The sequence below is a fragment of the Sphaerisporangium siamense genome (assembly GCF_014205275.1).
Lineage (GTDB): Bacteria > Actinomycetota > Actinomycetes > Streptosporangiales > Streptosporangiaceae > Sphaerisporangium > Sphaerisporangium siamense.
Map to the genome: position 1 here is coordinate 1,653,481 of NZ_JACHND010000001.1, position 20,470 is coordinate 1,673,950.

The 20,470-nt window shown below is 71.9% G+C and carries 17 protein-coding genes and 1 tRNA gene; 10 read left to right on the top strand and 8 right to left on the bottom strand.

Translation table 11 applies throughout. The features are described 5' to 3' along the window. Positions 1 to 81 precede the first annotated feature (81 nt). The 3 genes from BJ982_RS07735 to BJ982_RS07745 form a co-directional block, all read right to left on the bottom strand. The gene (locus BJ982_RS07735) at positions 82 to 756 is read right to left on the bottom strand and encodes a YidC/Oxa1 family membrane protein insertase (RefSeq protein WP_184877868.1); all 675 of its coding nucleotides are present in this window, start codon (positions 754 to 756) and stop codon (positions 82 to 84) included. 87 nt (positions 757 to 843) lie between these two features. Continuing rightward, positions 844 to 1,113, bottom strand: coding sequence for a DUF6412 domain-containing protein (locus BJ982_RS07740; protein ID WP_184877870.1), 270 nt, complete (start codon positions 1,111 to 1,113; stop codon positions 844 to 846). 1 nt (position 1,114) lies between these two features. Further along, positions 1,115 to 1,282: a hypothetical protein gene (locus BJ982_RS07745; RefSeq protein ID WP_184610545.1), complete on the bottom strand. Its 168-nt coding sequence runs from the start codon at positions 1,280 to 1,282 to the stop codon at positions 1,115 to 1,117. Positions 1,283 to 1,557: 275 nt separating this feature from the next. Between BJ982_RS07745 and BJ982_RS07750 the strand changes: the two genes are divergently transcribed. From BJ982_RS07750 to mptB, 5 genes are all read left to right on the top strand, one after another. Beyond that, the gene (locus tag BJ982_RS07750) at positions 1,558 to 2,265 is read left to right on the top strand and encodes a response regulator transcription factor (protein ID WP_184877872.1); all 708 of its coding nucleotides are present in this window, start codon (positions 1,558 to 1,560) and stop codon (positions 2,263 to 2,265) included. Continuing rightward, complete coding sequence (locus BJ982_RS07755; protein ID WP_239122948.1) at positions 2,262 to 3,389, top strand: sensor histidine kinase; 1,128 nt, start codon at positions 2,262 to 2,264, stop codon at positions 3,387 to 3,389. The genes BJ982_RS07750 and BJ982_RS07755 overlap by 4 nt, the downstream gene beginning before the upstream one ends. Before the next feature lie 659 nt (positions 3,390 to 4,048). After that, positions 4,049 to 4,399, top strand: a complete 351-nt coding sequence (locus BJ982_RS07760; protein ID WP_184610549.1) for an STAS domain-containing protein — start codon at positions 4,049 to 4,051, stop codon at positions 4,397 to 4,399. Between the two features lie 41 nt (positions 4,400 to 4,440). Next, positions 4,441 to 5,364, top strand: a complete 924-nt coding sequence (locus tag BJ982_RS07765) for a glycosyltransferase family 2 protein (RefSeq protein ID WP_184877873.1) — start codon at positions 4,441 to 4,443, stop codon at positions 5,362 to 5,364. Positions 5,365 to 5,689: 325 nt separating this feature from the next. After that, on the top strand, positions 5,690 to 8,254 hold the full coding sequence (mptB, locus tag BJ982_RS39075) for a polyprenol phosphomannose-dependent alpha 1,6 mannosyltransferase MptB (protein ID WP_239122947.1): 2,565 nt from the start codon (positions 5,690 to 5,692) through the stop codon (positions 8,252 to 8,254). Here mptB and BJ982_RS07780 read toward each other — a convergent pair. Next, positions 8,240 to 10,744, bottom strand: coding sequence for a DUF2339 domain-containing protein (locus tag BJ982_RS07780; protein WP_184877874.1), 2,505 nt, complete (start codon positions 10,742 to 10,744; stop codon positions 8,240 to 8,242). The genes mptB and BJ982_RS07780 overlap by 15 nt on opposite strands. An 807-nt stretch (positions 10,745 to 11,551) precedes the next feature. Here BJ982_RS07780 and BJ982_RS07785 point away from each other — a divergent pair. The 3 genes from BJ982_RS07785 to serS all read left to right on the top strand — a co-directional run bounded on the left by BJ982_RS07785 (position 11,552) and on the right by serS (position 15,049). Further along, positions 11,552 to 12,793 carry a glycosyltransferase 87 family protein gene (locus tag BJ982_RS07785; protein WP_184877875.1) on the top strand — a complete coding sequence of 414 codons (1,242 nt, stop codon included), beginning with the start codon at positions 11,552 to 11,554 and terminating at the stop codon, positions 12,791 to 12,793. Between the two features lie 9 nt (positions 12,794 to 12,802). After that, complete coding sequence (gene pheA, locus BJ982_RS07790) at positions 12,803 to 13,723, top strand: prephenate dehydratase (protein WP_184877876.1); 921 nt, start codon at positions 12,803 to 12,805, stop codon at positions 13,721 to 13,723. Positions 13,724 to 13,786: 63 nt separating this feature from the next. Continuing rightward, on the top strand, positions 13,787 to 15,049 hold the full coding sequence (serS, locus tag BJ982_RS07795; protein ID WP_184877877.1) for a serine--tRNA ligase: 1,263 nt from the start codon (positions 13,787 to 13,789) through the stop codon (positions 15,047 to 15,049). Positions 15,050 to 15,201: 152 nt separating this feature from the next. On the opposite strand, the gene BJ982_RS07800 is transcribed toward serS, so the two are convergent. Then, on the bottom strand, positions 15,202 to 15,405 hold the full coding sequence (locus tag BJ982_RS07800; protein ID WP_184610557.1) for a cold-shock protein: 204 nt from the start codon (positions 15,403 to 15,405) through the stop codon (positions 15,202 to 15,204). 235 nt (positions 15,406 to 15,640) lie between these two features. Between BJ982_RS07800 and BJ982_RS07805 the strand changes: the two genes are divergently transcribed. Continuing rightward, positions 15,641 to 16,444 carry an HAD family hydrolase gene (locus BJ982_RS07805; RefSeq protein WP_184877878.1) on the top strand — a complete coding sequence of 268 codons (804 nt, stop codon included), beginning with the start codon at positions 15,641 to 15,643 and terminating at the stop codon, positions 16,442 to 16,444. 111 nt (positions 16,445 to 16,555) lie between these two features. Here the strand turns inward: BJ982_RS07805 and BJ982_RS07810 are convergent, their stop codons facing one another. Together BJ982_RS07810 and BJ982_RS07815 are read right to left on the bottom strand one after the other, a co-directional pair. Then, positions 16,556 to 17,071, bottom strand: coding sequence for a bacterial proteasome activator family protein (locus BJ982_RS07810; protein ID WP_184877880.1), 516 nt, complete (start codon positions 17,069 to 17,071; stop codon positions 16,556 to 16,558). Between the two features lie 15 nt (positions 17,072 to 17,086). Beyond that, a complete protein-coding gene (locus tag BJ982_RS07815) occupies positions 17,087 to 18,043 on the bottom strand; it encodes an NAD(P)H-quinone oxidoreductase (RefSeq protein ID WP_184877882.1) in 957 nt (318 codons plus the stop codon). A 114-nt stretch (positions 18,044 to 18,157) separates the two neighbouring features. On the opposite strand from BJ982_RS07815, the gene BJ982_RS07820 reads away from it, so the two are divergent. Continuing rightward, positions 18,158 to 20,278 (top strand): MinD/ParA family ATP-binding protein, encoded by a 2,121-nt coding sequence (locus BJ982_RS07820; RefSeq protein ID WP_239122946.1) that lies wholly within the window; start codon positions 18,158 to 18,160, stop codon positions 20,276 to 20,278. 13 nt (positions 20,279 to 20,291) lie between these two features. Here BJ982_RS07820 and BJ982_RS07825 read toward each other — a convergent pair. Beyond that, a tRNA-Ser gene (locus tag BJ982_RS07825) sits at positions 20,292 to 20,381 on the bottom strand. Positions 20,382 to 20,470 lie beyond the last annotated feature (89 nt).

The following is a 20,470-nucleotide window of genomic DNA, read 5'->3' on the forward strand; positions in this document are numbered from 1 at the left end:
CCCGTTCCTCGGCTCGCCGGAGCACTCACGCCATCCCACCGTAACGGCGGACAAGACCGGCGAATGCTCCCGGAGGGGACGTCAGGCCGGTTTCGGGTACAGGACCGCGCGCTCCACCGCGGTCCACGCCGTGCTCACCACCAGGTAAAGACCCGCGGCGAGGGGCAGAAAAGCGGCGAACAGCACGGTGCCGAACGGCATGAACCGCAGGACCCGCGGCCGGACATCGCCCATGCGCCGCGACGTCACGTACGCCAGCACCGCCAGCAGGGCGAAGAGCCCCAGGAAGACCAGCGCGGGCGGGCCGAAGAGGCCGCCGCCCGCGACCGCCGCGGCGAAGTGGTCGCCGAGCGGCACGCCGAGGGCGCTCTGGGCGAGCAGCAGGTTCGGGTGCCCGGCGATCGTGGCGGACACGAACACACGGTAGATCACCATGATGAACGGGGTCTGCGCCAGCGCCGGGCCGATCCCCGCGAACATGGACGTGCCCTCGGCCGCGTACAGCTTCCTGGTTTCGAGGATCATGCGCTCGGGGTCGCGCGCGAACCGCTTCCGCAGCGCCTCGACCTTCGGCGCCACGCGCAGGCGGGCCTTGTACGCCTTCGCCTGCCGGACGCTCAGCGGCAGCAGGAGAAGGCGGACGGCGAGGGTGACCAGGATGATCGCGAACGCCGCTCCGGTCAGGGAGCCGAGGGCGTCGATGAGGCGGTAGGCGGCGTCGAGGACGGTATCGAAAAGTGCGGATATACCGGACATGAGGTGGCAAAGCCCTTCGTCTATGTGGTTATGAACATGACGAAAGCGCACGTCGTCGCCCCGCACGGCGTGAGGCGTACGGGGAGATCAGACGTGCGCGGGACCTGCCGATGGTGCTCTGGGCCTCGGACGGCCGGGGGCGGCCGGATGACGCAGCCGGACGAACACGGCGTGCGCGGCGCGGGGGCGGCCACGGCCGCCGATCGTGACGGCCGGGACGCGGGCCGGCCGCCCGAGGGCCCAGGCGAGGACGAGAAGCGTGACTCCCACGAGACCGACGGCCGTGAGCGCCGCCGGGCCTGACTGCCCGGCGAGAAGCTGCGCGACCAGCGCGACGGTGGTGTGGAAGGCGCTCATGTCACCTGGAGAGCTTGCTCACCAGAGTGATGACCACGAAGACCGCGACGCCGATGAGGCCGACGACCAGAAGGATCTTGAAAATCCCGAAGATGGTCGGGATGAGGAGCCCGAACACTACGTAGAGTGCGAGCAGGACTCCGAGAATGGTAAGCACGATGCGGGCCATATCCAGAAGGTACGTCCCACGAGGGCGGGCCGCGAGCGAATACCCGATCATTGCCGGAAGTCGTGACCTTTGTGCCTGAGCTCCCCCGGGCGCCGCCGCGGGCCCTGGTGGGCGCCTTCTTACGAAGTGGTGACGCGCCGGGTGGACGAGCCGATCCGGCCGTACCGTGGGAGTCGCGCCGGTAAGTCGCCGCCTGGCCGGTGTGATGCCGCAAACCCCGATAAACGCGATAAGTTCTGACAAATCGGGTGGTAGGGAGGGTGGAAACGAGGAGCATGGCACACCGTCCCCGCATCCTCGTGGTCGACGACGACCCGACCGTCGCCGAGGTCGTCGTCAAGTACCTCGAACGCGACGGCCACTCCGTAGAGAGCGTCGGTGACGGCGCCGAGGCGCTGCGCAGGGCGCTGGCCAACCCGCCCGACCTGCTCGTCCTCGACCTGATGCTCCCCGGTATGGACGGCCTGCAGGTCTGCAAGAAGCTCAGAGAACGCTGGCCGGTCCCGGTCATCATGCTCACCGCGCTCGGCGAGGAGATCGACCGCGTCGTCGGCCTGGAGACCGGGGCCGACGACTACGTCACCAAGCCCTTCAGCCCGCGCGAACTGGCGCTGCGCGTCCAGTCCGTCCTGCGCCGCGCCCGCGGCACCCTGGTCGCCGCCGGCACCGGCGTGCTCCGCGACCACGATCTGGCCGTGGACGTGGGCGCCCACGAGGTCCGGCTGCGCGGTGAGGAGATCACGCTCACCGCCCGCGAGTTCGACCTGCTCGCCCACCTCATGCGCAACCCCCGGCAGGCGTTCAGCCGGGCCGCCCTGCTCGACCAGGTGTGGGGATGGTCCTTCGGCGACACCTCCACCGTCACCGTCCACGTCCGCAGGCTCCGCGAGAAGATCGAGGCCGACCCGACCACACCACGCCGGATCGTCACGGTCTGGGGGGTCGGATACCGCTACGAGCCCCTGGACGGCGCGCCCCGGTGATCCTCCAGATCGTCGCCGTCACCGGCGGGCTGGGGCTGGTCATCGCCGCGCTCGGCCTGGCGCTGCTGTGGGTCCTGCGCGGGCGCTCCATCGGCATCACGCTCGCCGTCGTCGCCGTCGTGACCGTCGCCGCCACGCTCGCCGGGGTCGTCGCCATCACCATCGAGATGATCATCGACGGCCACCCCAAGGACGTCGTCCTCACCGTCGTCGCCATCGCCGGGCTGGTCGGCCTCGGCGTCGCGCTCGTCGTGGCCCGGCGGCTGGTCGCCGTCAGCCGCGGCCTCGTCGCCGCCGTGGAGGCCGTCTCCCCGTCCCGGGACTTCGTCCCGCCCCCCGGCAGGCTCCCCGCGGAGCTCCAGACCATCTCAGAGGCCCTGGACCAGGCGTACCGGCGCCTGCGCGAGGGCCGGGAGCGGGAGAGGGCCCTGGAGGGCGCACGGCGCGAGCTCGTCGCCTGGGTCAGCCACGACCTGCGCACCCCGCTCGCGGGCATGCGCGCCATGGTCGAGGCCCTGGAGGACGGCGTCGTGCGGGACCCGCACACCGTCAGCCGCTACCACAACCAGATCCGGCTGGAGGTCGACCGGCTGTCCCACATGGTCGACGACCTGTTCGAGCTCTCCCGCATCCACGCAGGCGCCCTGCGGCTCGCCCCGCGGCCCATCGGCCTCGGCGACCTGGTGGCCGACGTCCTCGCGGGCGTGGAGGCCCTGGCCGGCGCCAGGAAGGTGCGCCTGGCCGCGGAGGCCGGCCCGGTGCTCCCGGTCCGCGCCGACGCCGAGGCACTCGGCCGGGCGCTGCGCAACCTCGTCGTCAACGCGATCCGGCACACCCCCGAGGACGGCACCGTGGTCGTCCGCGCCGTCGCCGACGACGAGGTGGTACGGCTCTCGGTCGCCGACTGCTGCGGCGGCATCCCCGAGGCCGACCTACCACGCGTCTTCGACGTGGCCTTCCGAGGGGAGACCGCGAGGTCCCCTGGCCCCGATCGGGGTGCGGGACTCGGCCTGGCCATCGCGCGCGGCATCGTCGAGGCGCATGAGGGCGCCATCGCGGTCGTCAACGACGGGCCGGGATGCCGCTTCGAGATCAGCCTGCCCGTCTCCGGCGGCCCCGTCTGATAGGGACGCGGAGCGCGCCCGCTCCCGCGCCGCCCCGCCGGCGGGCTCGTGCGCCGGGAGCGCCGCCAGAGCCTCCGACATCGCGCGGAACGTCGGGCACGGCCACCGCCACATGCAACTCCGGCACCGCAGGATCGGATGGGCGGCGTCGCTGGTGATTCCCCCCGCGTCCCGCGGCTGGTGCAGGTCGAGCAGGCGCAGGCCGAGCTCCGAGAAGCACAGCAACTCGGTGCGCGCCGCGGTGAGCAGGTCCAGGTCGTGGACGGAGAGGCGCGTCTTGATGGGCACGTAGCCGTCCTTGTTGACCAGCGGCCGGAGCGGCAGCGCCGCGTCCCCCCAGGCCCGTGCCCGCTCGGTGCGGGAGAGGATGCCTTCCAGACGCACGCGCATGCTCTGTCGCTGGGGATCCTCGGAGATCTCACTGTTCATTGGCGATGTCGGGCCCGTCGAACTCTCCGCCCGCCCCTCCTCCGTGACGTGACGACCGGACGCGGAGGTTCCGGGCCTCCCCCTCTTCCGGCCGAGCCGGTGTCGCATAGCGTCAAGCTTTGCGTACTCAGCGTTTCCGTGCGGCGGAAACGGGGAACAAAGGGCGGACGACTCTTCGGGTATGGCGGTAGAACGTGACCCGGAGCCGATGCGGCGCTAGTGTGCCCGCTGTGGAGCTCAAGGTCTCGACTCGATCACATGCCGGACACGCCATCTTGACGGTTGTCGGCGAAATCGACCTATATACGGCGCCGCGCCTGCAGGCGGAGTTCACCCGCCTGCTGGAGACCGGCCCCGATCTGGTCGTCATAGACATGTCCGGCGTGGAGTTCTGCGACTCGACGGGCATGAACGTCCTGCTGTCCGCGCTCAAGCGCATGCGTGAGCGCGGCGGTGCCCTGGAGGTCGCCTCGCCGCGTCCCGCGGTGCGGAAGATCCTCCAGGTCACGGGGCTCGACTCGGTGTTCACCGTGCACGACACGATTCCCGCCGAGTTGCTGCCCGCCGAGCATCCCGGCTAGCGTCGTCCGGTCGCCACAGGCAGCGAACCGGACGAGGAACGATGAGCGACCCATCCGTACGGCCCGACACCGCGGTCATCATCCCCGCCAAGGATGAGGCCGACCGCATCGCCGCGACGGTCACCGCCGCGCTCGCCATACCCGGGGTCGATCTCGTCGTGGTCGTGGACGACGGCTCGTTCGATGCCACCGGCAGGGTCGCCAAGGCCGCCGGCGCCCGCGTCGTGCGGCACAGCCGCAACCGCGGCAAGGCCGCCGCCATGGAAAGCGGCGCCGAAGCCGTCCGCCTCCTGGACAACGACCCACCCGACACCGAAAGGCCAAGCCCCGCCCCCGGGGCCGCGCTCCGCGATGGCGACGAGGTCCTCCCTGGCTCAGGGGGCGTATCCGGTGGGGCCGCCGTCGCGGGCGGCGGGTCGGATGCCGCCCCTGGCCCCGCTCTCGGCGAGGCCGCCTCCTCGGACGCTCGGAACGCCGGGGGACGACCGCCTCGGCACCTGCTCTTCCTCGACGCCGATCTCGGGGACACGGCGCGAGCCGCGGCCCGGCTGATCGAACCCGTCCGCGCCGGTGTCGCGGACATGACCATCGCCACGTTCGTCACCCGCGTCAAGCTCGGCGGCCACGGCCTGGTCGTCCGCCTCGCCCGCGAGGGAATCCGGCGCGCCTGCGGCTGGGAGGCGACGCAGCCGCTCAACGGCCAGCGCTGCCTGACCAGGGCCGCCTTCGAGGCCGCGCGCCCGCTGGCGTACGGCTTCGGCGTCGAGACGGGGCTCACCATCGACCTCGTCCGCAAGGGGTTCCGCGTCCAGGAGGTCGAGGTCGAGATGGCCCACCGTGCCACCGGAACCGACTGGCGCGCACAGTTCCACCGAGCCCGCCAACTCCGCGACGTGGCCCTGGCCCTGGCCACCCGCGACCCCCTCACGGTCCCCCTCAAATCCCGGCCCCGCACCTCCCGCTGACCTCGGCTACCCACCACCGAGAACGCCTCCCGGCCCCCAGACCCACAGCAGCCTGCTACCTCGGGTCCGCGTCCTGTTTCCGTTGCTACGCGCGGCTTCTGCTCCCTGGCCGCGTCCGGCAGCCGTGGTCAGGGATGATCGCCGCCGTTGGGACCTTCTGATCGCGGCGGCCGCTGACCGGGGCGCCGCACATCCCGTGGCCGTGGTCGCGCCACGCCTTCCGGTCCCGTGGACCTTCTGGTCGGGGCGGCGTTTGCGCTGCCTCATGTCCGTTCTGGTGTGTGGGGTGGCGTGGGTGGGGGTTGCGGTGTGCTGGAATCGAGCCGTGAACGGGGACGTGAGGCGGTGGGGCGGCTGGTGGCCGTGGGCCGCCGTCGGAGGCATCACGCTGAGCGTCATCGCCACCATGGTGATCGGCCTGCTGGGGCCGTCCGTCGTGGTGCCGCCCCTGCCGGGACCCGCGTGGCAGCCGCCGTACTCGCTGGACGTTCATCCCGGCGGCCGTCTCGTCGTCGCCCTCGAAGCGGCGGCCGTCATCCTGGGAGTCCTTGGTCTGACGGCCGGGCTGATCGCCCTCCGGCGCGGCTGGCGGCCCGACCCGCGCGTGCTGCTCCTCGCCGGGTGCGCCGCCGCCGTCGTCCTCGCCCTCCTGCCGCCATCGGGGTCCGCCGACCACCTCAACTACGCCGCGTACGGCCGCATGGTGACGCTGGGCCACGATCCCTACGCCACGGGCGCCATGGCCCTGCCGGGCGATCCGATCGCGGACTCGGTGGAGGTGCCCTGGCGTGAGGAGCCGAGCGTCTACGGCCCGGTGGCGACCGCCACGCAGGCGCTGGCGAGCCTGGTCGGCGGTGAGTCGGTACGGCTGACGGTCTTCGTCCTCGCCATACTCAACGCGCTCGCGTTCGCCGCGACAGGGCTGCTCCTCCACCGGTTCACCCGCGAGGACCGCGCGTGGCAGGCACGCGCAGCCCTCCTATGGACCGCCAACCCCTTGGTGATCTACCAGCTGCTCGCCGGCCTGCACGTCGACACGCTGGCCGTCGTCTTCGTGATCGGAGCCTTGGTCATCGGGGCCCGCACGAGAATGAACGCTTCGGCGCCCGCGTCCCGTAAAAAGGCGGACCCCTCGGCAGCCGAGGCCCGCAGGGGAACGGATGACCCGGCGCCCAAGGCCCCCACGAAAACGGACGACACGGCGGTCGGCGGCCATACGGAAACGGCTGGCTCAGTGGCCGAAGCTTCTGCGGGAACGAACGGCACAGTGGCCGGGGAGGCAAGCGGCTCGGTGGCCGGGGCTGAGAGGGCGGCGGTCGGCGGTCGTACGGGTACGGACGGCACGGCGGTAGGCAGTCGCACGGAAACGGCTGGCTCAGTGTCCGGAGCTCCTGCGGGAACGGGCGGCACAGTGGCCGGGGCTGGCGGGGTGGCGGTCGGCGGTCGTGCGGGAGTGGGCGGTTCGGTGGACGGAGGGCGTGCGGGGGCGGGGGGCCCGGTGCTTCGGGGGCGTGTGGGGTGGGCCTCTGGGGTGTTGCTGGGGCTTGGCATCGCGGTCAAGGTCAACGTCGGGCTGGTCTCTCTCGGGCCCGCCTGGGCGTTGCGGCGGTCGCCGAAGCGGCTTGCCGTGGTGGCGGGCACGGCGGCGATCACTGTGCTCGTGGCCTACTTCCTCGCGGGTCCGCACGCTCTCGACCAGGTACTGCACGCCAGCAAGTCGCTCTCGTTGGCCACCCCTTGGCGGCTGGTCCAGCACGGCCTTCAGGGCCTCGTCGGCGAGGGATCCGCCTACCGGGGATGGATCCAGGCCGGATCTCTCCTGGTGCTGCTTCTCCTCGCCTTGGCCTTCACCCGCGCCCTCTCATCCTTCTCTCTCCGACCTCGCAGGCTCCCGCACAGGCATCGTTCCCGCAGAGCCCGAACCCCCGGCGCCCTCGACACCGCGACGGCACCAGAAACGCCCTCTTCCGCTTCCTCGACCGATGCCTTCAACCCTCCCTGGCGGAAGTCACCCCCCCAAGAAGACACCGCCGCCTCCTCAGGCGAAGCCGCCCCAGAGCACGCCGCCCTTCCGTCCGGCGGATCGCTCTTCGAGGAGACCGGCCTTCCTTCTGACGAGACCGGTCCTACGCGCACTGCGGCTCTCCGTGGCCTGGGTGGGCACGTCACCCTTCCTGTCGGCGAGCCGGTCGCCGGGCAGGCCGGATCGCCTTCGGGAGAAGCCGGTCCGGGACAGCACGCTGTGCCGCTCTCCGAAGAGGTTCTCCGCAGGCATGCCGCCCTTCCTACCGGCGAGGCGCTCTTCGGACGAGTCGGGGTTCCCCCTCGGGAGGTCGGGCTGGAGGGCTCCGCGGCACCATCCGGTGAGAGTTCTCCTGCGGAGTCCGCAGCTCCCTCCGGAGAGACCTCAGCCGAGCACACCGCAGAGTCCTCGGACGCAGGGGCCTCCGGCGGCGGCCTTCCCGGGCGCACGGCTGCTCGCGCCCGTGGAACCCGCGCTGAGCGCGCCACGGCCTCAGCCGGTATCGCCGCGTCCGGGGACGGTGTGCTCCTCGAAGGTGGGGATGAGGCGGCCCGGGTGGCGGTGGCGGTGGTGGCGGCGTGGCTCTTCGCCACGCCGTACGCCTTGCCCTGGTATGACGGACTCGGGTTCGCCCTGCTCGCGATGGTCACGGCCACCCCGCTCGACGGCTTCATGACCGCCCGCCTCGCCATCCTCTCCCTGGCCTACGTCCCCGCGCGCCAGAAGGAGATGCCCGACGACCTGCAGTGGCTGGTCACCACCTGGCGCGGCCAGATCGTGCCCTGGCTCCTGCTGGCGCTGACGATCGCGGTCGGCTGGTGGGCGCTACGCGCGGCCAAGCGCCCGGCGGGGTCACGCCGAGGGTGACGGCTTGGGGCTGTCCGGCGCCGGATCAGGCTCCAGGCGAGGCGCGGCGCTCGCGGGTGCCGAGGGCAGGGGCGTGGACGTGGCCGTGGAGAGCAGGACCGCGCGCATCGAGGCGGCCAAGGTCAGCGGGACCGCGACGGTGAGGGCCATGGCCGGGATGGCGATGCCGGAGTCGTTGAGGAGGAACCCGGCCAACGCGGTGGTGAGCGAACCGAACAGCCCTGCGCGCAGGATGGGAGCCCGTTCGTAGGCCAGGCTCAGCGCGGAGGCGCCCCACCGGGACGGACGCGCGAGGACGAAGTACAGGAACGCCAGCGCCACCAGCGACAGCAGGCTGAGCTGCCAGTTCCCGATCGTGATCCCGAGCATCGCGCCGAGCTTCCGCCCGACCACGGGCAACGCCTCGCCGTCGATCACCTGCTGGGCGAACGCGCCGAGATGAGTGCGCTGCTCGGCCGGCCGCATGCGGTCGGCGAACGCGATCACCCCGATCAGGAGCAGCCCGGCGCCGCCGACCACCGCCAGCCTGCCGACGGTGACCCTGCGGCCGGAGAGCAGCATCATGAAGACCGCGAAGCCGAGGACGAACCCGGGCACGCCGCCGAAGTCGGCGCCCCAGCCCGGCCACCCGTCCGCGAAGATCGCCAGCAGCCCGTACGCCAGGCAGACGACGAGCGCGAGCCCGCGCCGCCCTCGGGCGATCAGCCCCTGCGCCACGCCTGCCAGGGCGAGGATCGTGCCCGTCGCGTACACGGCGAACGCGATGTTGCTGAAGCCGTAGAACCGGCCGCCGGTCACCGGCTCGTACCCGGTGACGGCGTTGACCTGGAGGCGTGAACCGGTCATCACGTCGGCCAGCAGGGCGAGCGAGGTGACGCCCGCGACGACGGTGAGGGGGCCGAGGACGTGCCTGCGCCACGGGCCCGCGAACGCCAGGGCCGTGAGCAGCCCGGCGATGCACATGATCGTGCCGATGAGGGCCGCCATCGGGTGGGAGAGGCTCCACCACGGGACGAGCTGGGCCAGGAACGTCGAGATGGCCACGGCGCCGCCGGCCACGCCCATGACCTGGGTGGCCAGGAGCACGCGCGGCCCGCCCTTGCGCCGGCGGACCGCGAAGGCGGCCACACCGTAGAAGAGCACCTGGACGGCCACGAACACGGCGAAGAACGGCCCGCGCACCTCGACCAGCACGCGGCTGGCCAGATCGGCGTCGGCGAGATCGCGCACGGTGTCGGAGACCGTGTCCGGGGCGGCGCCGCCGGGCCGCCACGGGCGCCCCACGGTGCCGGGGGGCGCGTTCACTTTCAGGGTGTCCAGCACGGTCGTGGTCACGTCGGTGACGGTGACCAAGGCGTCCTGGCGGGTCGAGTTCGCGGTGAGGTGCCCTTTCCCGTACGGGCGCTCATCGGGGGAGGGTCCGGCCGCGATGGCCACGTGCAGACGGGCGGAGGAGGACGCGTCGGAAAGCCCCGCCACCAGCACCGTCGCCCCGGACGGGACCTTTCCGAGGACCTCTCCGACCCGCCGGTCGGCCTCGCCGACGGCCGCCCGCCACGCCGCGTCGCCCGGAGCGGCGGGTGTCGCCACAGGCTGCGCTCGGGAGGTCGCCGGTGCCGCTGTGGGGGTGGGGGAGGTGGTGGAGCTCGGGGGCGTGTTGGTGATCGACGCTCGGGTGAGGGAGTCGATGTCGGCGATGACGAGGGTGTACGGGGTGAGATCGCCGAGGCCCGCGATGCTGTCCGCGTATCGGTCGACTTTCCCTGACTTGTCGGCAGCGGCGAGGGCGGCACCCGGGCCGGCCGCGGCCACCGTGCCCCCGGCGTCCCGCACGGCCTGCCCGAGCGTGCCGATCGCGGCACGGTAGGACGTGGCGGCGTTGAAGGACGCCAGCTCGGCCCATCCGGGGACGGTGGCCGTCCGGCCGTCAGCCGCCACGACCGGAGCGGGCGGAGGCGCGCATTCGACCTCGGCCGAACCGGCCCGCTGCCCGGCCGAGACCGTCAGCCAGCCCGCGACCGGGCAGGTGCTGACATGGTCCGGCCGGGGATAGGCGCGGGTCGACATAGACGCCGACGAGCCCTTGCCGACCAGCGCCCACAGATGGGGAGTGCCACCCGCACTCAAATCGTCCCACCGCAGCCCCGGCACACCGATGAGCACGACGCGCCCCGACGGACCGGACGAGATCACCTGCCCAGAGGGCTTGGCAGACGTCACCTGGCCGGTTGGGCTGGAGGAGGCCATCTGGCCGGCCGAGCCGGGCACCGCCGCATGTCTGGACGAAGTTGTGGACACGACATGGCCGAACGGGCTGGACGACAGCACGTGGCCGGAGGAGATGGAAGAGGCCGCGTGCCCGGACGCGCGAGGCGTGTGCGCGTGGGCCGGTGTGGGCCCGAGCATGGCGGTTCCGAGGACGTACCCCAGTGCGCCGATCATTCCCAGCGCGAGGGCCAGGACACCCCGCGCGACGCCTCGCAGCCCCACCGGAACCCCCCTGCCAGCTCTGACGCTTCGCTCCTGGCAACCCTAGCCACACGCCGGAGAGCCCGATCCATCTCGCGACGCTTCTGTGGATAACCGCCGGCCGTCCACAGCGGGCGGACTCCAGAGGCGACGAAGACGTGGCAGGGGTGGGGGCGCAGGATGCCTTCCCAAGTGGGAGATATCGGCCCAAGAGGTTCGGCGCGGACCCGAAGGAACGTCGAAGGCAGGGCACGCGGACCGTGGCCCTGATGGGGGTAAGCCGGTCGGCGAGAAACCGGTGGGACAGGCCAGGCGGTAGCCTGCCAGGTCGTGAGCACTGGTGAGATGCCCGAGGACGGCGCGCCCCGCCGTGCCCACCCCGCCGCCGGACATGGCCCGGACCCCGCCGCCGGGGGTGGGCCCCAGCGTGGCCCGGGGACTGGTCACAAGCCTGTGGTCGGCCGTGAAGCCCCTGGCCCGGACACCGTCGCAAGGATTGGGGCCCAGCGTGTCCCGGGTTCTGGTTCCGAGCCTGTGGCGGGCCGTGAAGCCCCTGGCCCCGACCCCGCCGCCGGAGGTGGGCCCCAGCGTGTCCCGGGTTCTGGTTCCGAGCCTGTGGCGGGTCCTGGGCTTGCCGCCGGGCCTGGTTCCGGATCTGTAGCCGGGGCTGGTCCGGAGGTCGCCGCTGGGAAGTTGGGCGGTCATGGAGGCAAGGGGGGCGCCGTCGTTGGTCGCGGTGAGGGGGGTGGGGGGCGCCGGCCCTGGTGGGCTTGGGTGTTGGGGGTGGTGGTCGTTGGGGTGGCGGCTGTGCCGTTGGTGCGTTATTGGATGACGAATCCGGCGGACCAGCGGCTGGTGGACCTGGACGTCTACCGCACGGGGGGCGAGAGCGTCCTGCGCGGGCTCCCGGTCTACGACGTGATCACCCCGGCGCCGCAGTTGCTGCCGTTCACCTACCCGCCGATCGCCGCGCTCCTGGCGGCGCCGCTGGCCGCGATGTCCTGGCCGGTGGCGCAGTGGGTGTGGACGGCGGGGGTGCTCGTGTGCCTGGCCGTGACGGTCTGGTTCTGCTTCCGCGAGCCGCTCGCGCGGGCGGCACGGCCGGCGTGGGCGTCGCCGCTGCTGTTCGGCCTGGTGACGGTGGCCTGCCTGTACATGATGCCGGTCAGGGACCAGTTCCGGTTCGGCCAGGTGGACGTCCTGCTGGTGATGCTGTGCGCCGTCGACTGCCTGGCCCGGAGGCCCTGGTGGCCGCGCGGCATGCTGATCGGCCTGGCCACGGCGGTCAAGCTCACCCCCGGCGTCTTCCTTGTCTACCTGCTGATCACCGGCTTCGGCAGGGACGCCGTCCCCGAGCAGCGGCGCGCGTTCTTCATGGCCGCCTTCACCGCGGCGATGCTCACGTTGGTCCCCTTCCTGGTGATTCCACATGACGCCGCGAGCTTCTGGTTCTCCGCCCTGCTCGACTCCGAGCGGCTGGGCGCCAACGCGGCCACCACCAACCAGTCGATCCGCGGCATGCTCCTGCGCCTCTACCTGCCGGGGTGGCTGACCGCCCTCCTGTGGCTGGCCGCCGCCGGCCTGGTCGCCTGGTACGGCTTCCGCCACGCCCGCGGGGCGCTCCTGCGCGGGGACCGGATGACCGCGGTGGCGCTGACCGGCCTGATGGCCGTCCTCATCTCCCCGGTCGCCTGGATCCACCACCTCGCCTGGCTGATCATCACACTGGCGGCCCTCGTCCTGCGGTCCGATTTCGGACGTCCGGAACCGGGGGCAGGCCGGGCGCGGTGGGCGCCGTTGATCGTCACGGTGGCCGTCTGGCTCTACTACGTGGTGCCGATCCCTTGGTGGGGCGTGTCGCTGCGGGCGGCGGAGATCCCCGTCCTCAGCCCCGTCCTGGGCCGCATCGTCCAGGACGCCTTCGGCCTCGGGGCGATCGCGCTGGTGTGGCTTCTGACCCGGCGTCCGGCTCGGGCAGACGCCGGACTTCTCGACGCGGCCGTGCCGGGGACGACACGGCACGGGGCGAACCGCACATATGAAGGGCGGCAGGTCGCGGAGGGCCGGTAGCCTTCTGGTATGCCGAAACTCGCCTACCTGGGGCCCGAGGGCACCTTCTGCGAGGCCGCCCTTCGTATTGTCGCGCCTGACGCCGAGCGCCTGCCCTGCGCCAGCGTGACCGCCGCGCTCGACGCCGCGCGGTCCGGTGAGGCCGACGGGGCGGTCGTCCCGCTGGAGAATTCCGTCGAGGGCGCGATCACCGTCACGCTCGACGAGCTGGCCCGCGGCCGGCCGTTGCTGATCAGCGCCGAGGTCCTGCTGCCCGTCGAGTTCTCCCTGCTCGTGCGGCCCGGCACCGCGATGCCGCACATCAAGCGCGTCTACTCCCACCCGGCGGCGATCACCCAGTGCCGCAACTATCTGGCGCGCGAGCTGCCCGACGCCGTGGTCGTCGCCGCGCCGTCCACGGCCGCCGCCGCCCAGGAGGTCTCCTCGCCGGGCTCGCCGTACGACGCGGCGATCGCCCCGGCCATCGCGGGCGAGCACTACAACCTGACCGAGCTGGGCTCCAACATCGGCGACCGGGACGACACGGTGACGCGGTTCATCCGCGTCTCACCGCCCGGCCCGCTGCCCGAGCCCACCGGCGCCGACCGCACCTCGCTGGTGGCCTTCCTCCGCGACGACCACCCTGGCGCGCTGCTGGAGATGCTGAACGAGTTCGCCGTCCGCGGGGTCAACTTGACCCGCATCGAGTCGCGTCCCACCGGGGACGGCATCGGGCGCTATTTCTTCCACTTCGACGCCGAGGGTCACGTGGCCGAGGCCCGCGTGGGCGACGCCCTTTCCGGCCTGCACCGCCTTTCGGACGAGGTGCGCTTCCTGGGCAGCTACCCGCGTGCCGACCGAATCTCGCCCGAGCTGAAGCGGGGCACCACCGGCGCCGACTTCGCCGAGGCCGCCGAGTGGCTCGCCCGCGTTCGCGCCGGTCGCGCCTGATCCGGGCCGGGTCACCTCTATTAGACGCGCGAGCCGTGGCCGGACATCGGTAGCCTTTGTTACGTGATTGACCTGCGTACCCTTCGTGAGGACCCCGACCGGCTACGGGCGTCGCAGCGTGCCCGCGGTGAGGACGACTCGGTCGTCGACACGCTGCTCGACCTCGACGAGCGCCGCCGCAGTGCGTTGAGCGGCTTCGAGGCGCTGCGCGCCGAGCAGAAGAGCGTCGGCAAGTCGGTCTCCGTGTCCTCCGGCGACGAGCGCGCGGCGCTCCTCGCGCGGGCCAAAGAGCTGGCCGCGGAGGTCAAGGGCGCCGATGCCGAGGCGGAGAAGCTCGCCAAGCGACTGGACGAGCTGATGATGTCGGTGCCCAACATCGTGGAGGAGGGCGCCCCGGTCGGCGGTGAGGACGATTACGTCGTCCTCGAAGAGGTCGGCGAGAAGCCCGCCTTCGACTTCACCCCGCGCGACCACCTGGAGCTCGGAGAGATGCTCGGGGCGATCGACACCGAGCGGGGGGCGAAGGTCTCCGGCGCGCGGTTCTACTTCCTGAAGGGCCTCGGCGCACGGCTGCAGCTCGGCCTGCTCAACATGGCGATGCAGCAGGCCATCGAGTCCGGGTTCACGCCCATGATCACCCCGGTGCTGCTCAAGCCGGAGGCCATGGCGGGGACGGGCTTCCTCGGCTCGCACGCTTCCGAGGTGTACCGGCTGGAGGCCGACGACCTCTACCTGGTGGGCACCTCCGAGGCCCCCATGGCGGCCTACCACTGGGACGAGATCCTGGACGGCAGGTCGCTCCCGCTGCGGTACGCGGGGTGGTCGTCCTGCTTCCGGCGGGAGGCCGGCTCGTACGGCAAGGACACCCGGGGCATCATCCGGGTCCACCAGTTCGACAAGGTGGAGATGTTCTCCTACTGCCGCCCCGAGGACTCCCGCGAGGAGCACGCGCGGCTGCTGGCCTGGGAGAAGGACATGCTGGCCAAGGCCGAGCTGCCGTACCGCGTCATCGACACGGCGGCGGGTGACCTGGGCAGCAGCGCGGCCAGGAAGTTCGACTGCGAGGCGTGGCTGCCGACGCAGAACCGCTACCTGGAGCTGACCTCGACGTCCAACTGCACCGAGTTCCAGGCCCGGCGGCTCGCGGTGCGGTACAGGGACACCGACGAGAAGCCCCGGCACGTGGCCACCCTCAACGGCACCCTGGCGACCACACGATGGATCGTGGCGATCCTGGAGAACCACCAGCAGGCGGACGGTTCGGTCGTGGTGCCGAAGGCTCTGCGCCCGTTTGTCGGCCTCGACGTGCTCGAACCCGTGAAGTAAAGCTGCACGTAGTAAGCCCCTTCTCACTATGCGGAGTAAGGGGCTTACTTATGCGCTATCTGTCGCCTATGTCCGCTTTGTCAGGACGTTAGGCCCCTATATGACACGAAGGCGGGATTCCCCAGGGAATCCCGCCTTCTGTGTGTCAGTGGTCAGAGAGCGCGGACCTGCGACGCCTGCGGACCCTTCTGGCCCTGCGTCACCTCGAACTCGACCCGCTGTCCGTCCTCGAGGCTGCGGTAGCCGCTGCCGACGATCTCGGAGAAGTGCACGAAGACGTCCGGCGCCTCACCGTCCGGGGCGATGAAACCGTACCCCTTCTCCGCGTTGAACCACTTGACCGTTCCCTGAGCCATTAAAGCTCTCCCTGCAATTGATCTTGGGGTTCACACCGCGCGAACCCCGGGTTGTGTCGCACAGCTTCCCGGGGCCGCTCAGACAGTCAAGCTGGTTCTGCACATCGGGTTCAGCTAATACAACGCCACCACATCTAACACCATCGGAGCGCCTTTGTTCCCACTCACGGCCAGATTCTTTTACTCCCAGGGCTGACGGCGGCGCACCCCTGCACAGGGCAAACTAGAGCTTGTTATGGTCAGCCCCCGCCTCATCGCCACCGACCTGGACGGCACCGCCCTCCGGTCGGACGGCACCGTCTCCCCGCGCACGGCCGCCGCGTTCGCCCGCGTCGAGCAGGCCGGCGCGCTCCTCGTGTTCGTCACCGGCAGGCCCCCGAGGTGGATCGGCGAGGTGGCCGAGGCCGTCCGGTACCAGGGGCTCGCCATCTGCGCCAACGGCGCGCTCGTGTACGACCTGCACACCGAGCGCGTCGTCGAGTCCCACCTGATCGGCCCCGAGGTCCTCTCCGAGACGGTGGCCCGCCTGCGCCACCACCTCCCCGACCTCAGCTTCTCGGTGGAGTACGAGCGCGGCTTCGCCCACGAGGCCGGGTTCACGCTGCGCCGGTGGGACGCGCCCGAGGGGACGGCGCCGCGCGTGGGCGCCTCGACGCTGCTCTCGGAGCCCTGCGCCAAGCTGCTGGCCTTCCACCAGAGCATGGACCCCGATTCCCTGCACGTGCTCGTCAACGACCTCGTCGGCGATCTCGTGACGGCCACCCGCTCCAGCGGCAAGGCGCTGATCGAGATGAGCGCTCAGGGGGTGACGAAGGCCTCGGCGCTGGCCGCGCTCGCGCGGCACCACCTGCTCGGGCCCGGCGAGGTCGTGGCGTTCGGGGACATGCCCAACGACCTGCCCATGCTCGCCTGGGCCGGCACCTCGTACGCCGTGGCCAACGCCCACCCGGACGTCCTCGCCGCCGTCACCCACGTGACGGCGGCCAACGACGAGGACGGGGTGGCCGTGGTCCTGGAGGAACTGTTCGACCGGCCGTGATCGGAGACGGCTCGCCGGGCCGCTGAGATCGTCCACGACGGCCTCACGGACCCGGGGGATAGAACGGCCCCCGCGAAGATCTTCACGCGCCTCTGGGGCGCGCAGAGACGCCTACAGGTAAGGGCCGGGGGCGCGATGAACCTGGTCTTCCTTCGCGACGCCGCCGGGGAGGGCACGCCGCATCTGCTCAAGCTGGGCCCTGGCGGCCATCTGCTGGGCGAACAGCGTGGTCTGGATGCCGTGGAACAGGCCCTCCAGCCAGCCGACGAGCTGGGCGTGGGCCACCCGCAGCTCGGCCTCGCTGGGCGTGCGACCGTCGTCGCCGTCGGTGAACGGCAGGGACAGGCGTTCGAGTTCGTCGACCAGCTCGGGCGCCAGGCCGTCCTCAAGCTCCTTGATGGAACTCTGGTGGATCTCCTTGAGGCGCTTGCGGCTGGCCTCGTCCAGAGGAGCCGCGCGGACCTCCTCCAGGAGCTGGCGGATCATGCTCCCGATGCGCATGACCTTCGCCGGCTGCTCCACCAGCTCGGCGACCGAGCGTTCCTCCGGCTTCCCGTCGTCCCCCTCGACCGTGAGGCCGTTCGGCCCCACCACGACGATCTGCGGGGTGCTCTCCTCAGCATTCATGACATTCAACCTAGCTCACCTGGTCAACAGGACTTTCCCGATGTGCTCCCCGGATTCGAGCATCCGGTGGGCTTCCCCGGCCTCGGCCATGGGAACCGTGGCGTGGATCACAGGACGGATCGCGCCGGCCTCGACCAGCGGCCACACGTTCTGCTCCACCCCGCGGACGATCGCGCCCTTCTCCGCCACGGGACGGCTGCGCAGCGCCGTCGCGTGGATCGCCGCCCGCTTGGCCAGCAGCGCGCCGAGGTCGAGCTCGCCCTTGGTGCCGCCCTGGAGGCCGATCACGACCAGCCGCCCTCCGGTGTTCAGTACCGAGACGTTCCTACGGAGATACTTCGCCCCCATGATGTCGAGGACGACGTCGGCGCGCGCCTTTTCCGCGAAGTCCTCCTCGCGGTAGTTGATCGCCTCGTCGGCGCCGAGTTCACGGCAGCGCGCGACCTTCGCGGCCGTGCCGGCGGTGGCGATCACATGGGCGCCGAACGCCTTGGCGAGCTGAATGGCGAACGTGCCGATTCCGCTCGTGCCGCCGTGCACGAGGAGCGTCTCGCCGCGCCGCAGGCGCGCCGTCATGAAGACGTTCGACCACACCGTGCACGCCACCTCGGGAAGCGAGGCGGCCTCGACGGTGGTGACGCCCTCGGGAACGCGCGTCACCTGCTCCCACGGCACCGCGACCCTCTCCGCGTACCCTCCCCCGGCCAGCAGCGCGCACACCTCGTCCCCGGGAGAGAACCCCTCGACGTCCGCCCCGACCTCCGAGACCACGCCGGAGCACTCCATGCCGGGGATCTCGGACGCGCCGCGGGGCGGCGGGTAGTTCCCCTGGCGCTGCAACAGGTCGGCGCGGTTGACGCCGGCGGCGGTCACGTCGATGAGCACCTCGCCCGGCGCCGGGCGGGGATCGGGCACCTCACGCCACTCCAGCACATCGGGGCCGCCGGGCTCGGATATAAGGATCGCGCGCATGCGACCAAACTATCCGGGTAGCCAACTCGGCGGTTGACCGCGTTCGGCGTGATGGCCGACGGTAATCTTCTTTCTATTTGCTGCCCCTTTAGTCCAGTCCCGAGGGGGAACACGGTGGCAAGACACGATCGCGAGGATCCTCATTCCCTTGAGGAGCAACTCGCCTGGCTGGACGCCATCAAGGAGAACGAGGAGGCCCCCGTCCCGGTGACCGTCACCGTGGACGAGTCCGTCGCGTCGCCTTACCCGAAGGACCCGTGGGCGCACGTCCCCACGGAGGCCGCGCCCCCGTCGTCCCCGTTGTTCCGCGCCGCCGGGGACTCCGCGCACGGCACGGGGCAGCCCGAGGACCCGGCGGCCGAGCGCGGCCAAGGGGACACGACCGAGATCCGCCCGTCCGTCCTGAACGGACTCGACCGCTGGGCTCCGACCACCTCCCCGGGCCCCACGTCCGGACACGTGGCCGTCTCGCCGCCCCCGCCTGCCTCTTCGCCGTCCCCGCCGACCTCTTCGCCGTCCCCGCCGACCTCTTCGGCTCCGCCGGCCTCGCCCGCCGAGACGTCCGTGGGCGACGACACCGACCACTTCTCGTTCGGCTCCCTCGCCGACCCTCCCAAGGCGGGCGCCTCGGGGTGGAGCTCCCTGCCGCCCGTCACGGGCGGCGACAAGACGGTCCCGCAGCCCACGCCGGCTCCCGACCCCGTCCCGGAGCCGGAGCAGTCCGTACGCGGCTGGCTGGAAGCCGCGCTGCCCGCCAATGAGACCGGCGAGCCCGACGCCGAGCAGGAGCGCTTCAACGCCTTCGCCACGGGCACGGGTGTGGCAGGAGGCGGCGCCGACACCGAGGACATCGTGGTCTCCCGCGTGGAGCACCCGCTCTACGAGCGGGCGGCCGAGCCGGTGACCGGGCCGCAACAGCCGCCCCACGCCGCGCCGACGCCCCACCCCGAGCCCGTCCAGGCCCGTACCTCACCCCCCGCCGAGGCCGCCCCGCCGCGCACCTCGCCTCCGGCGGAGACCCTCTCTCCTCGCGTCTCGGCTCCGGCGGAGACCCCGCGTACCTCCCCGCCGGCGGAGACCGCACCGCCTCGTACGGCACCTGCGGCGGAGGCCGCCCAGCCCGCCGCCCCGGCCCGTACGGCGCCTCCGTCCGCCGAGCCCGCGGCCGAGGAGAAGCCCGCCGAGGAGCGCGAGCCCTACCGGCCGCGCCGCCGCCAGACGCAGAACGCCGACGAGTTCAAGCCCGCCGCCCCCGCCCGCCAGTCCCGCGGCGCGAAGGGCGCCGCGGCGGCGGGCGCCCGGCCGACCGCCGACAGCCTGGACCCGGTGTCCCTGCTGCGCGGCCGCAGGAACTCGCCGTCCAGCGGCTGGCGCAAGGTCGTCTACAAGGCGTCCGCCGGCCTGATCAAGCCCGGCGAGTCTCCGGAGGTGCGGCGGCGCCGCGAGCTGGTCACGCGGGCCCGCACGCCCGTCGCCACCGGGCACCACCGGGTCGCCGTCCTCAGCCTGAAGGGCGGCGTGGGCAAGACCACGACCACCGTGGGCCTCGGCGCCACCCTCGCCTCGATACGCGGGGACCGGGTGATCGCCGTCGACGCCAACCCCGACCGCGGCACGCTGTCGGACAAGCTTGAGCTGGAGACGTCGGCCACCGTGCGCGACCTGCTCAACGAGCGTCAGCAGATCAAGAGGTACGTGGACATCCGCGCCTTCACCTCGCAGGCGCCCTCGCGCCTGGAGATCCTGGCCTCCGACCGCGACCCTTCGGTGTCGGAGGCGTTCAGCGCCGCCGACTACCAGGCCGTGGCGCAGGTGCTGGAGAACTTCTACTCGATCTGCATCACCGACTGCGGCACCGGCCTGCTCCACTCGGCGATGTCGGGGGTGCTGGGCCTGGCCGACCAGCTCGTGCTGGTCAGCTCGCCGTCGGTGGACGGCGCGCGGGCGGCGTCGGCGACGCTCGACTGGCTGGAGGCCCACCACTACGCCGACCTGGTGAAGGCCGCGACCGTGGTGCTGTGCAGCGTGCGGCCGCGTTCGAAGTCGACGGTGGACCTGGACAAGCTGGAGTCGCACTTCGCGGCCCGGTGCCGCGCGGTGATCCGCGTGCCCTACGACCCCCACCTGGAGGAGGGCGCGGAGATCGACCTGGACCGCCTGCAGCCGGCCACGCGTCAGGCGTACCTTTCGCTGGCGGCGTCCGTGGGCGACGGGTTCGGCGGCACGCACGGGTGACGCCGCCGCGAGGTGGCGGAGGGTGTGGGATTCGAACCCACGAGGCCGTCGCCGACCTGGCCGCTTTCAAGGCGGCTGCACTCGTCCACTATGCGAACCCTCCCGGTGCGACATCAACCTTAGCGGTGCCGGATGGACGATCGCGCGCGACCACCGGGCCGTAAGATCGAAACGTCCGGGCGGTGTCCCGCC